The organism is Providencia sp. PROV252 (genome assembly GCF_033676005.1).
Classification (GTDB): domain Bacteria; phylum Pseudomonadota; class Gammaproteobacteria; order Enterobacterales; family Enterobacteriaceae; genus Providencia; species Providencia vermicola.
Map to the genome: position 1 here is coordinate 1807131 of NZ_CP096294.1, position 12104 is coordinate 1819234.

13 protein-coding genes and 1 other annotated feature are annotated in these 12104 nt (G+C 40.7%); of the genes, 12 read left to right on the plus strand and 1 reads right to left on the minus strand.

Going from position 1 to position 12104, the window contains the following annotated elements; all coding sequences use genetic code 11:
• The first annotated feature begins 12 nt into the window (after positions 1-12).
• The 10 genes from M1F05_RS08260 to ihfA all read left to right on the plus strand — a co-directional run bounded on the left by M1F05_RS08260 (position 13) and on the right by ihfA (position 8961).
• Positions 13-600 (plus strand): hypothetical protein, encoded by a 588-nt coding sequence (locus M1F05_RS08260; RefSeq protein ID WP_206084008.1) that lies wholly within the window; start codon positions 13-15, stop codon positions 598-600.
• 258 nt (positions 601-858) lie between these two features.
• Complete coding sequence (thrS, locus tag M1F05_RS08265) at positions 859-2787, plus strand: threonine--tRNA ligase (RefSeq protein WP_206084009.1); 1929 nt, start codon at positions 859-861, stop codon at positions 2785-2787.
• Positions 2788-2790: 3 nt separating this feature from the next.
• Positions 2791-3330 carry a translation initiation factor IF-3 gene (infC, locus tag M1F05_RS08270; protein WP_206084385.1) on the plus strand — a complete coding sequence of 180 codons (540 nt, stop codon included), beginning with the start codon at positions 2791-2793 and terminating at the stop codon, positions 3328-3330.
• 370 nt (positions 3331-3700) lie between these two features.
• Entirely contained in the window at positions 3701-4240 is a 540-nt protein-coding gene (infC, locus tag M1F05_RS08275; protein ID WP_206084392.1) for a translation initiation factor IF-3, read from the plus strand.
• Between the two features lie 95 nt (positions 4241-4335).
• Positions 4336-4533: a 50S ribosomal protein L35 gene (gene rpmI, locus M1F05_RS08280; RefSeq protein WP_004263702.1), complete on the plus strand. Its 198-nt coding sequence runs from the start codon at positions 4336-4338 to the stop codon at positions 4531-4533.
• Between the two features lie 45 nt (positions 4534-4578).
• Entirely contained in the window at positions 4579-4935 is a 357-nt protein-coding gene (gene rplT / locus M1F05_RS08285; protein WP_004263714.1) for a 50S ribosomal protein L20, read from the plus strand.
• Positions 4936-5023: 88 nt separating this feature from the next.
• Positions 5024-5151: a sequence feature (Phe leader region), on the plus strand.
• The gene (gene pheM / locus M1F05_RS22770) at positions 5030-5074 is read left to right on the plus strand and encodes a pheST operon leader peptide PheM (protein ID WP_206084394.1); all 45 of its coding nucleotides are present in this window, start codon (positions 5030-5032) and stop codon (positions 5072-5074) included. It overlaps the preceding feature by 45 nt.
• A gap of 123 nt (positions 5152-5274) precedes the next feature.
• Complete coding sequence (pheS, locus tag M1F05_RS08290) at positions 5275-6258, plus strand: phenylalanine--tRNA ligase subunit alpha (RefSeq protein WP_206084010.1); 984 nt, start codon at positions 5275-5277, stop codon at positions 6256-6258.
• Positions 6259-6272: 14 nt separating this feature from the next.
• Entirely contained in the window at positions 6273-8660 is a 2388-nt protein-coding gene (gene pheT / locus M1F05_RS08295) for a phenylalanine--tRNA ligase subunit beta (RefSeq protein ID WP_206084011.1), read from the plus strand.
• Positions 8661-8664: 4 nt separating this feature from the next.
• Positions 8665-8961: an integration host factor subunit alpha gene (gene ihfA, locus M1F05_RS08300; RefSeq protein ID WP_206084012.1), complete on the plus strand. Its 297-nt coding sequence runs from the start codon at positions 8665-8667 to the stop codon at positions 8959-8961.
• A 67-nt stretch (positions 8962-9028) separates the two neighbouring features.
• On the opposite strand, the gene M1F05_RS08305 is transcribed toward ihfA, so the two are convergent.
• On the minus strand, positions 9029-10189 hold the full coding sequence (locus M1F05_RS08305; protein ID WP_318826047.1) for a RhoGAP domain-containing protein: 1161 nt from the start codon (positions 10187-10189) through the stop codon (positions 9029-9031).
• Positions 10190-10252: 63 nt separating this feature from the next.
• On the opposite strand from M1F05_RS08305, the gene btuC reads away from it, so the two are divergent.
• Together btuC and btuD are read left to right on the plus strand one after the other, a co-directional pair.
• A complete protein-coding gene (gene btuC, locus M1F05_RS08310) occupies positions 10253-11254 on the plus strand; it encodes a vitamin B12 ABC transporter permease BtuC (RefSeq protein WP_206084014.1) in 1002 nt (333 codons plus the stop codon).
• Positions 11255-11259: 5 nt separating this feature from the next.
• A complete protein-coding gene (gene btuD, locus M1F05_RS08315; protein WP_206084015.1) occupies positions 11260-12027 on the plus strand; it encodes a vitamin B12 ABC transporter ATP-binding protein BtuD in 768 nt (255 codons plus the stop codon).
• Positions 12028-12104: the final 77 nt, after the last annotated feature.

Sequence of the window (12104 nt, forward strand, 5' to 3'; positions counted from 1 at the left end):
TTAGGAATTTCAATGAACTACCAAGTTGCGCCACTTTGGATTAATTCTGCAAAGTTAGCGTGTTTGATTGTGATAAGTCTTTTTTTGGTTTTTTTTTCAGTTAGTGGGTTTATTGTATACTTACTGGCTATCGGGGTGGTATGGGCTGTAGTCGTTTCTTTTAAAATCCATGCAATGAAAGAAAAGGGGATTGTTTTAAAAAATAGTGATGTATCTGATTGGATGATTTATATCCAAGGTATTCCTGTTGAGGAAAAAAGACAGTCTTTAGCGAACCCTTGTTTTGCAATTTTACAGCAAGGTCAATCATTCTTTAGTAAAGCACTTATTTTAAGAGGGCTGATTCAAGCTTTTTTCTGTGTGTATATTTTTCAGCAAATCTATTTTGTGAATAATATTTATGTGCAGGTATTCGCTTTAATGTTTGAAGCATATATTTTGTATTCGTTATGGAATACCATCCAAAACTTCATTGCGATGAAACAAAATAAGATTATTACTGAAGAATTAGTCGCGCCTAGTGGATCGCATTGGTATCGCCTTTCATTCATGAAAAAAGGAAAACGAATTCCTGCCTTGGAGAGTTTATTCGCCATTTAATCGGGAAGGTGTTGATTCTTCATATATTGAGGCACAATAAACGGCTTTGCGCTATCGCCATAAAATATGTCTGTGTTATCATTGATAGTTGAGTAACTAGCGATGTATCAATTTATGTTGTCTTAAATTATCTATAATTGTGTACATATCTCGCACAGTGAAGCGAGAAATCGTTAGTAACGTATTGATTTATAAACTTTGGAATAATCAAGCAAGTGATCTGGCGTGTGGGTCACCACTGCTGATAAGGATTTTTTAATGCCTGTTATTACTCTTCCTGATGGAAGTCAGCGTCAGTTTGACCATCCTGTTTCTGTGATGGATGTTGCTCGCGATATTGGCGCGGGTTTAGCTAAAGCATGTATTGCTGGCCGTATTAATGGTGAGCGTGTTGATGCATGTGAAATGATTGAACATGATGCAAACGTGTCCATTATTACGAGTAAAGATGATGACGGACTCGAAATTATTCGTCACTCTTGTGCCCACTTATTGGGTCATGCAATCAAACAATTATGGCCAAACACTAAAATGGCTATCGGTCCAACTATCGATAATGGTTTTTACTATGATATCGATTTAGACCACATGCTGACGCAGGAAGATTTGGAAAAGCTTGAAAAGCGTATGCTTGAGCTTGCCAAAACAGATTATGACGTGGTGAAAAAACGAGTTTCTTGGGCTGAAGCTCGCGAAACGTTTGTCGCTCGCGGCGAAGACTATAAAGTCGAAATCTTGGACCAAAACATTAGCCAAGATGACCGTCCAGGTTTATATCATCACGAAGAATATGTGGATATGTGCCGTGGCCCGCACGTTCCTAATATGCGTTTTTGCCACCACTTTAAATTACAAAAAGTGGCTGGTGCCTACTGGCGCGGCAATAGCGACAACAAAATGCTGCAACGTATTTACGGCACAGCATGGGCTGATAAAAAGCAATTAGCGGCTTATTTATTACGTTTAGAAGAAGCGGCTAAACGTGACCACCGTAAAATTGGTAAACAACTAGACTTATACCATATGCAAGAAGAAGCGCCAGGTATGGCATTCTGGCATAACGATGGTTGGACAATTTTCCGTGAACTGGAAACTTTCGTACGTACAAAACTGAAAGCATATAACTATCAGGAAGTTAAAGGCCCATTTATGATGGACCGTGTACTGTGGGAAAAAACAGGCCACTGGGAAAACTACAAAGATGCGATGTTCACAACCTCGTCTGAAAACCGTGAATATTGTGTTAAGCCAATGAACTGCCCAGGTCACGTACAGATTTTCAACCAAGGTTTAAAATCTTACCGTGATTTACCACTGCGCATGGCAGAATTTGGTAGCTGTCACCGCAATGAGCCATCAGGCGCACTGCACGGTTTAATGCGTGTACGTGGCTTTACGCAAGACGACGCGCATATCTTCTGTACTGAAGAGCAAATCTTAAGTGAAGTGACCAGCTGTATTGAAATGATTTATGACGTTTATGCGACGTTCGGTTTCGAAAAAATCGTCGTTAAGCTGTCAACTCGTCCTGAAAAACGCATCGGAACTGATGAGATGTGGGATAAGGCAGAGGAAGATTTAGCGAATGCACTGAAATCAAAAGGTATTGAATTTGAATACCAGCCAGGTGAAGGTGCATTCTACGGCCCGAAAATTGAGTTTACACTGTACGACTGCCTTGACCGTGCATGGCAATGCGGTACTGTTCAGCTAGACTTTTTCTTACCAGGTCGTTTAACAGCTTCCTATGTGGGTGAGAACAATGAGCGCATTGTTCCTGTTATGATCCACCGTGCAGTGTTGGGTTCATTAGAACGCTTCATCGGGATTTTAACTGAAGAGTATGCAGGTTTCTTCCCTACATGGTTAGCACCACAACAAGTGGTTGTTATGAACATTACGGACGGTCAAGCCGACTATGTTCAAGAATTAGTAAGCAAGCTGCAAAGTGTTGGCATTCGTGCGAAAGCGGACTTACGTAACGAGAAAATCGGCTTTAAGATCCGCGAACACACACTGCGTCGTGTCCCTTACATGTTAGTCTGTGGTGATAAAGAAGTTGAGTCAGGTAAAGTTGCCGTACGTACCCGTCGTGGTAAAGATTTAGGCAGCATTGATGTCAACGAATTCACGACTGAACTGCTAAAAGAGATCCGCAGTCGTCAACTCAATCAGATGGAGGAATAAGGTATTAAAGGCGGAAAAAAACTCCCAACAGCACGTCCTAATCGTATCAACGAAGAGATCCGTGCAACCGAAATCCGTGTCACTGGTTTAGACGGTGAGCAACTTGGTGTCATGAGCGTGCGTGAAGCACTCTTTAAAGCAGAAGAAGCGGGTGTCGACTTAGTCGAAATCAGCCCAAATGCTGAGCCGCCAGTTTGCCGTATTATGGACTACGGTAAATATCTTTATGAGAAGAGTAAGTCTCAGAAAGAACAAAAGAAAAAACAAAAAGTTGTTCAAGTGAAGGAAATTAAATTCCGTCCAGGAACAGACGAAGGTGACTACCAAGTTAAACTGCGTAGTTTGATTCGCTTTTTGGAAGATGGTGACAAAGCTAAAGTTACGCTACGTTTTCGTGGTCGTGAAATGGCACACCAACAGATTGGTTTGGAAGTGCTTAATCGCATCAAAACTGATCTGGATGAACTGGCATCAGTGGAATCATTCCCTTCAAGAATTGAAGGACGCCAGATGATCATGGTATTGGCACCAAAGAAAAAATAATTAAGCCAGTATGGTAATAGTTAAACAGCGTTCATTTGAACGCTGTTTAACGTATTTTTTAGTAATATGAGGCGATTTTTCGCATGCTCATAGCGTTTTTTCGAGTATAAAACTGGTAGTCTCGACCCTCCTAAGATTAAAAATCTTACGCAAAAGCTAAGTTTTCAAATATGTTAGCGTGATTTATTTCAAGATTTACTTGAGTAATCGGACAATAAGCATTAAAATCCGCGGTCGAATCATATTGTCGACGGCTTATAGAGCCAAGACAAACAAAGAATATCGTATACACGTTAAGTTTTAACAACATAACGGGTGTATTTGCTTGAGAGAATATGCAAATCTCTTTACCCAGTTGGAGGAATGAAGTATTAAAGGCGGAAAAAGAATCCCAACAGCACGTCCAAATCGTATTAACGATGAAATCCGTGTTCCTGAGGTCCGTTTAACAGGTTTAGACGGTGAACAGTTAGGCATTATGAGCGCGCGTGAAGCGCTTGAAAAAGCTGAAGAAGCAGGTGTAGACCTCGTTGAAATCAGTCCAAATGCTGAGCCGCCAGTTTGTCGTATCATGGACTACGGCAAATTCCTTTATGAGAAGAGCAAGTCTCAAAAAGAGCAGAAAAAGAAACAAAAAGTTGTTCAGGTGAAGGAAATTAAATTCCGCCCTGGTACAGATGAAGGTGATTATCAGGTCAAACTACGCAACCTGATTCGCTTTCTGGAAGATGGTGATAAAGCAAAAGTCACGCTACGTTTTCGTGGTCGTGAAATGGCTCACCAACAGATTGGTCTGGAAATGCTTAACCGCATCAAAGCTGATCTTGAAGAACTGGCATCTGTGGAATCTTTCCCTTCAAGAATTGAAGGTCGTCAGATGATCATGGTGCTGGGACCGAAGAAGAAATAATTAGGCCTGCAAGTAATACGCATCCATAGCAATATGGTTGTTATTCGCCTAATTAATTCGTAGTTAATCACAATGCGAAGTTGGAAATTAAAGAAATGCCAAAGATTAAAACTGTACGTGGCGCAGCAAAGCGCTTTAAAAAAACTGCAGGCGGTGGCTTTAAGCGTAAGCATGCAAACCTTCGTCATATCCTGACTAAAAAGTCAACTAAGCGTAAACGCCATTTACGTCCGAAAGGAATGGTATCTAAAGGCGATCTGGGTCTGGTAGTTGCTTGCCTGCCGTACGCATAAGTAGACAATTTAGTTAATTAAGATAAAAGACGATAGGAGATAGCTATGGCTCGCGCAAAACGTGGTGTAATCGCACGTGCACGTCACAAAAAAATTCTGAAACAGGCGAAAGGTTACTATGGTGCACGTTCACGTGTTTACCGCGTAGCGTTTCAAGCGGTAATCAAAGCTGGTCAATATGCTTACCGTGACCGCCGTCAACGTAAACGTCAGTTCCGTCAACTGTGGATCGCGCGTATCAACGCAGCGGCTCGTCAGAACGGTCTGTCTTACAGCCGTTTCATCAATGGCTTGAAAAAAGCTTCAATTGAAATCGACCGTAAGATTTTAGCAGACATCGCAGTTTTCGATAAAGCAGCATTCACTGCTTTAGTTGAAAAAGCGAAAGGCGCTTTAGCTTAATTGTTTGCTTGAAAAGGGGAAGGTAACTTCCTCTTTTCATTTATAGCTATTTGTGTTACTACTTTAAAATGCAATTTTATTGGAAAGATATCACATGCACACTGTTATTTTTCGTTTCTTTTTTTACTTTAGCACCTGAGGTTCGGGGGCTTTTTCGCGTAAATAAAGAAGAAACGAAAAGTTACGCTAAAGCCTCCTTAGGGAGGCTTTTTTGTTTTTAGTTTAAGATTAAATGCAGTAAAATCAGTTAAGTACTCATCCATTATGTAATGGAATGTGAAGCTTAATAAATTTAGTGAATAACTAGCAAAAAGACCAAGTGGTCATAAAGGGGAAACAATGCCACATCTCGCTGAGTTGGTTGCACAGGCAAAAGCAGCCATTGAACAGGCCCAAGATGTTGCTACGTTGGAGTCAGTGCGTGTTGAATTTTTAGGCAAAAGCGGCCATTTCACACTCCAGATGAAAACGTTGCGTGATCTGCCTGCTGATGAACGTCCAGCAGCAGGGGCTGTGATAAATGAAGCCAAAGTACAGGTTCAAGATGCACTGAACGCCCGTAAGGATGCGATGCAAGCTGAGATCCTTAATGCGCGCCTCGAATCTGAAAAAGTTGATGTGTCACTACCTGGGCGTCGTATGGAAAATGGTGGGTTACATCCTGTTACCCGCACAATTCAGCGAATTGAAGAGTTTTTTGGCGAGTTAGGTTTCTCCGTAGAAACTGGCCCTGAAATCGAAGATGATTATCATAACTTTGATGCATTAAATATTCCTGCCCATCACCCAGCACGTGCGGATCACGATACGTTTTGGTTTGATGCAAAACGTCTGCTACGCACCCAGACCTCTGGTGTGCAAATTCGTACTATGAATGGGCAGCAGCCACCAATTCGTATTATTGCGCCTGGTCGCGTCTATCGTAATGACTACGACCAAACACACACGCCAATGTTTCACCAAACAGAAGGTTTGATAGTTGATAAAGACATTAGCTTTACCAACTTAAAAGGTACACTGCATGATTTCTTGAATAATTTCTTTGAAGAAGAAGTTCAAGTGCGCTTCCGTCCATCTTATTTCCCGTTTACTGAGCCTTCAGCAGAAGTTGATGTCATGGGTAAAAACGGCAAATGGCTAGAAGTATTAGGTTGCGGAATGGTACACCCAAATGTATTGCGCAATGTGGGTATTGATCCAGAAGTTTACTCTGGATTTGCATTCGGTATGGGAATGGAACGTCTGACAATGTTACGTTACGGTGTTTCTGACCTGCGTGCATTCTTCGAAAATGATCTTCGTTTCCTCAAACAGTTTAAATAAGGCGGGTTTATCTCATGAAATTCAGTGAACTCTGGTTACGCGAGTGGGTGAACCCGGCGATCAGTAGCGAAGCATTATCAGACCAAATTACTATGGCTGGCCTTGAAGTTGATGGCGTTGAAGGTGTAGCTGGTCAATTTCACGGCGTTGTTGTTGGTGAAGTGGTTGAATGTGGTCAACACCCAAATGCAGACAAACTGCGCGTGACAAAAGTCAACGTGGGTGGTGAGCGTTTATTAGATATTGTTTGTGGTGCCCCGAACTGCCGCCAAGGCTTAAAAGTTGCAGTAGCAACAGTCGGCGCAGTATTACCTGGTGACTTTAAAATTAAAGCCGCTAAATTACGTGGTGAGCCATCTGAAGGGATGTTGTGCTCGTATTCAGAGCTGGGTATTTCAGATGACCACAGTGGCATCATTGAATTACCACTCGATGCAACCATTGGTACCGATATCCGTGAATATTTAAAATTGGATGATAATGCGATTGAAATCAGCATTACACCAAATCGTGCAGATTGCCTAAGCATTTTAGGGGTTGCACGTGATGTGGCGGTTATCAATAAATTAGAATTAACAGAACCTACAATTAATGTAGTTCCAGTGACCACGGAAGACACTTTCCCAATTCGTGTTGAAGCGCCAGAAGCCTGTCCGCGTTTTGTGGGCCGTGTAATTAAAAATATCGATGTTTCTGCACCAACGCCGTTATGGATGAAAGAGAAACTGCGCCGTGGTGGTGTTCGTTCTATTGATGCAGTTGTTGATATCACCAACTATGTCTTACTGGAAATGGGGCAACCACAACACGCCTACGATTTAGACCGTTTAGACGGTGCTATCGTTGCGCGTATGGCGAAAGATGGTGAAAAACTGGTTCTACTTGATGGTAATGAAGCTACGCTAAAATCAGACACACTAGTGATTGCGGATGAGTCTAAAGCACTGGGTATTGCGGGTATTTTCGGTGGTGAGCACTCAGGTGTGAACACAGAAACGAAAAATATCCTATTAGAATGCGCATTCTTTAATCCACTGTCGATTACTGGCCGTGCTCGTAACTATGGCTTACATACTGATGCATCACACCGCTTTGAGCGTGGTGTAGACCCAGAACTGCAATTCAAAGCGATTGAACGTGCAACAGCGTTGATTGTAGATATTTGTGGTGGTGAAGTGGGTGAGATCATCGATGTCACTAGCGAACAGTATTTACCAAAAGCGGCAAATATCAAACTGACTCGTCATAAATTAGACCGTTTAATTGGTCATTTTATTGAGGACAATTTAGTCACCGATATTTTAACTCGCTTAGGATGCAAAGTGACTGCTTCGGAAAATACATGGGATGTTGTTGCTCCGAGCTGGCGCTTCGATATGCAAATTGAAGAAGATTTAGTCGAGGAAGTTGCACGTGTTTATGGTTACAACAGTATTCCTGATGTGCCATTACGTGCTGACCTCATTATGACCAATCATAAAGAAGCCAATTTGCCATTAAAACGCCTTAAAGCAATGTTAGTAGACCGTGGCTATCAAGAAGCGATTACGTATAGCTTTGTTGACCCGAAAGTTCAGGCTTTATTGCACCCAGCACAAGAAGCATTACTGTTACCAAACCCAATTTCAGCGGATATGTCAGCGATGCGTTTGTCGCTGTGGACTGGCTTATTGGGGACGGTTGTCTATAATCAAAATCGTCAGCAGAACCGAATTCGTTTATTTGAAACGGGTCTGCGCTTTATTCCTGATAATCAAGCAGAATATGGAATTCGCCAAGAACCTATGCTTGCAGGTGTGATCACGGGCAATAGATTTGAAGAACATTGGTCATTAGATAAACAAGTTGTTGACTTCTTTGATTTAAAAGGTGATCTTGAAGCTGTTTTTGAATTGACTGGGAAACTAAATCAAATTACATTTAAATCTGAGGCACATCCTGCGTTACATCCAGGCCAAAGTGCTGGGATTTATCTGGAAAATGAACATATTGGCTTTATTGGTGTTGTTCACCCAGAATTAGAACGTAAACTCGATTTAAATGGTCGTACGGTGGTGTTTGAGGTTCGTAGTGATGCGATAGCACAACGTGTCATCCCTGAAGCTAAGGCGATTTCACGCTATCCATCGAACCGCCGTGACATCGCTGTGGTCGTGCCAGAAAATGTAGCTGCTGCAGAAGTTTTAGCAGAGTGTAAAAAAGTTGGCATAAATCATATAGTTGGCATAAACTTGTTTGATGTGTATTGTGGTGAAGGGATAGCGGAGGGTTATAAGAGCCTTGCTATCAGTCTCGTCTTCCAAGATACCCAGCGTACGATGGAAGAAGAAGAGATTACCGCTACCGTTGATCTGTGTGTTGCTGCGTTAAAACAGCGATTCCAAGCCTCCTTGAGGGACTAAACCTATGGCGCTTACTAAAGCTGAAATGTCAGAAAATGTGTTTGAAAAATTGGGTGTTAGCAAACGTGATGCTAAAGAACTAGTCGAAACCTTCTTTGAAGAGGTTCGCCTTTCTTTAGAAAACGGTGAGCAAGTAAAATTATCTGGATTCGGTAACTTTGATTTACGTGATAAAAATCAACGTCCCGGACGTAACCCAAAAACTGGGGAAGATATTCCAATTACTGCACGACGTGTTGTTACCTTCCGCCCAGGCCAAAAATTAAAAAGCCGCGTGGAAAAAGCAACGCCAAAAGAGTAATCATATCAATTCAATTTGGTATAGAAAAAGACCGCCTAGGCGGTCTTTTGTTTTATTGAAACCTAAACTATTTAAGCTGTTTATTAATTAGCTCCATAAGGAGTTTATTTGCGAGATCAATATGAGCAGTTTCTTGCTTAATCAATTCTTTTTGTTGCTCGTTGTTTAATTTGTTGAACGCTTTTTCTTCAGCAATTGTTCTTTTAGTTGAGTGCAAACCCCCTCCAAAAGCAATGGCAATATTCATTGGTTCCATTTTATTTTCTTGTGAATGCTTAGCAACTTCAACAAACAGAGGCATACAAATTTGTAAATGTAATGGCAGTTCTTGCAACCTAGGTAATCTTTTATCTGCGTTGTTTTTCGTTATCTGTAAAATTTTATCTCGCTTGTCTGGGGGCATGTTTGCAACATATTCTTTTGTTGCATTTTCCTGATTAATAGATTCTTTGTATGTACTAATTAACTTATCAAGTTTGTCTTTTTCCTTTGGATGATCGGTGAGTATTTTGTTTCGTAATGTCTTGATCGCACCCGTAAGTTCGTTTTGATTAAAACTCTGTTCTGTATTTAACTGTTGACCAAGAGTCGGATGATCAGCAAGTCTTGATAAGAGCTCAGATATCTTAGAGTTAATGCCATTGCTTCTAAAGATACCTTCTTGTTTAATAAATGCTGGGTTGCTCTGTAAAGCTGAAATGGCTTTGTTCATGCTAATAAAATCTTTTTTATCATCCTCTGATATATCAGCATACTGCTTGATTAATTCAATGTTCTTTGAGCTGATATTGTTGGATTTAGCCTTTTCTTGTTCGGCTTCTTGGGCTCTTTGAGGTTGCTGCTGAGTTAATAATTCTTTTCCTATCTTTTGATGCTGTTTGGTATGATTTGGCTCAAGACGTTGATTTACAGAGTTTTCAGTATATTGGTTATTGATAGGTACGTGTAAGCTTGCTGTTGTATTTTTAAGATATGCGGGGTTCTCTACAATTTCAATCTTTGCCAATTTCTGTTTTAGCATAAATCTGAGTTTATGATATGTGGAAATAATGGATTGAATTACTGTGTTTTTAACGCTTTTTAGTGAGTGAATAAAAGACGTATTTTGTATCTTCTCAGGTGGTTTTTCTTTATTAGTGTGTAATAGACTCGTACTCGTATCTATTTTTAAAGATGACATGTGCATTACTCCAAAGTTAAAAGCTAAAATAAGTTTAAATTCATTCATGTGCTATCTCTTACATAAAAAGCTATAATTGCTTAACTTAATAATAAATAAGTCAATCTATCGATGAGCTACTCTTTATTTCAGCTACAAAAACAACAGGAAAAATCAGACATTCGCTTGATTGTTTTCTTGTTGTTCACTCTTTGTATTGTGGCGATAGTTTCACTCAGCGCTGGAGAGATATGGTATTGGCCAAATCAATGGATGGATAACTCCGCACAGCTGTTTGTTTGGCAAATACGATTGCCAAGAATGCTTGCTGTAATCGTCGTAGGGGCAGGGCTCGCGGTTACGGGGGCGATTATGCAGGCTCTATTTGAAAATCCTCTGGCTGAACCTGGTCTCTTGGGGATCAGTAATGGCGCTGGTGTTGCAGTCGTATTCACGATACTAATGTCATCAGGCATCACACACTATGGAATACTGAGTGCTAGCGCGATTACAGGGGCTTTATTGCTCACGGCCTTATTGCTCTATTTTGCCAAACGAAAAAACTTGAATAATGCCAGTTTATTACTGGTTGGCGTCGCTTTAGGCGTCGTGAGTGGCGCTTGTATGACATGGATGGTGTATATGAGCAGTAACCTCGACCTGCGCCAACTATTATATTGGATGATGGGGAGCTTTAGCGGTGTTGATTGGCGGCAATTTGGTTTAGTCGTCGCCTGTATGCCATTTTTAGTGTGGGCTGGATGCCAAGGTAAAATATTAAATTACCTTTCTTTGGGCTCGCTGCAAGCTTATCAATTAGGTGTATCAGTACATAAGTGGCGTATTATTCTTATTATCATTAGTGGTGTATTAATTGGTTTGAGCGTTGCTATTGCTGGTGCCATTAGCTTTATTGGTTTAGTGATCCCGCATATTTTACGATTAAGTGGTTTAACCAATCATCGTTTACTGTTACCTGCTTGTGCAATCGCTGGGGCATTAGGCCTGTTATTAGCTGATTTATTATCACGGTTATTAATTGCGAATGCTGAAGTGCCTATTGGCGTTATTACTGCCACATTGGGTGCGCCAATATTTATTCTGTTGCTTATTCGTCATCAGCAATGGCGGTGAATCAAATGAATACACAGATAATTATTGATATTAAGAATATTACCTCAGAAAACCGCTTAATCAATTTTACTGAATATGTGTTTTCAGGTGAGCAAATCCATCTTTTAGGGGCCAATGGCGCTGGGAAAAGTACGTTACTTTCTGCGCTAAGTGGCTATCTTCCTGTCACAGGTGAAATTTGGCTCAATGGTGAAAATATTCACCATTGTTCTATTGCTCAGTTAGCTAAGCAAAGGGCTTATTTTATTCAGCTTGCGAGCAATGCACCTATCATAAAAGTTTTTCAATACCTCGAACTGTTTCTGCCATTAACACCTGTTGCTGCGGATATTTTTGTGCGGCTGTGTGATGATTTTCAATTATCACCACTTTTACATAAAGGCATTTATCAACTCTCTGGAGGGGAATGGCAACGAGTGAGAGTTTGCGCAGCATTTTTACAAGTTTGGGATGATAGAGACTTAACAGGGAAAATTATTTTATTTGATGAGCCAACCAATAATTTGGATATTATTCAACAGGCGATGCTAGATAAATGGATTAAATATTTTTGTGATTGCGAAGGAACCGTTATAATGAGTGGGCATGACCTGAATCATTCTTATAAAAATGCATCGCGAATTTGGCTATTAAAACAAGGACAATTATTTGCTTCAGGGAAACCTGCTGAGGTGATGACGGAACATAATTTATCTGACATTTTTAAAACTGAAATTAAGATAAGTCAGAGCACATCCTATAGACAATGGCAAATTATAAATTTTGACGATTAGCCAAAAAGTTGTTTTAATCACTCGTTTTTATGCGGGATAATGCAGCAATGTTTGTCGGTGTTGAGGTTCGGTTAAAG

Coding starts and splice junctions, on each gene's coding strand:
- ihfA (WP_206084012.1), top strand. CDS start 8,665: ATGGCGCTTACTAAAGCTGAAATGTCAGAAAATGTGTTTGAAAAATTG.
- M1F05_RS08260 (WP_206084008.1), top strand. CDS start 13: ATGAACTACCAAGTTGCGCCACTTTGGATTAATTCTGCAAAGTTAGCG.
- M1F05_RS08305 (WP_318826047.1), bottom strand. CDS start 10,189: ATGAATGAATTTAAACTTATTTTAGCTTTTAACTTTGGAGTAATGCAC.
- rpmI (WP_004263702.1), top strand. CDS start 4,336: ATGCCAAAGATTAAAACTGTACGTGGCGCAGCAAAGCGCTTTAAAAAA.
- pheT (WP_206084011.1), top strand. CDS start 6,273: ATGAAATTCAGTGAACTCTGGTTACGCGAGTGGGTGAACCCGGCGATC.
- rplT (WP_004263714.1), top strand. CDS start 4,579: ATGGCTCGCGCAAAACGTGGTGTAATCGCACGTGCACGTCACAAAAAA.
- btuD (WP_206084015.1), top strand. CDS start 11,260: ATGAATACACAGATAATTATTGATATTAAGAATATTACCTCAGAAAAC.
- pheS (WP_206084010.1), top strand. CDS start 5,275: ATGCCACATCTCGCTGAGTTGGTTGCACAGGCAAAAGCAGCCATTGAA.
- btuC (WP_206084014.1), top strand. CDS start 10,253: ATGAGCTACTCTTTATTTCAGCTACAAAAACAACAGGAAAAATCAGAC.
- thrS (WP_206084009.1), top strand. CDS start 859: ATGCCTGTTATTACTCTTCCTGATGGAAGTCAGCGTCAGTTTGACCAT.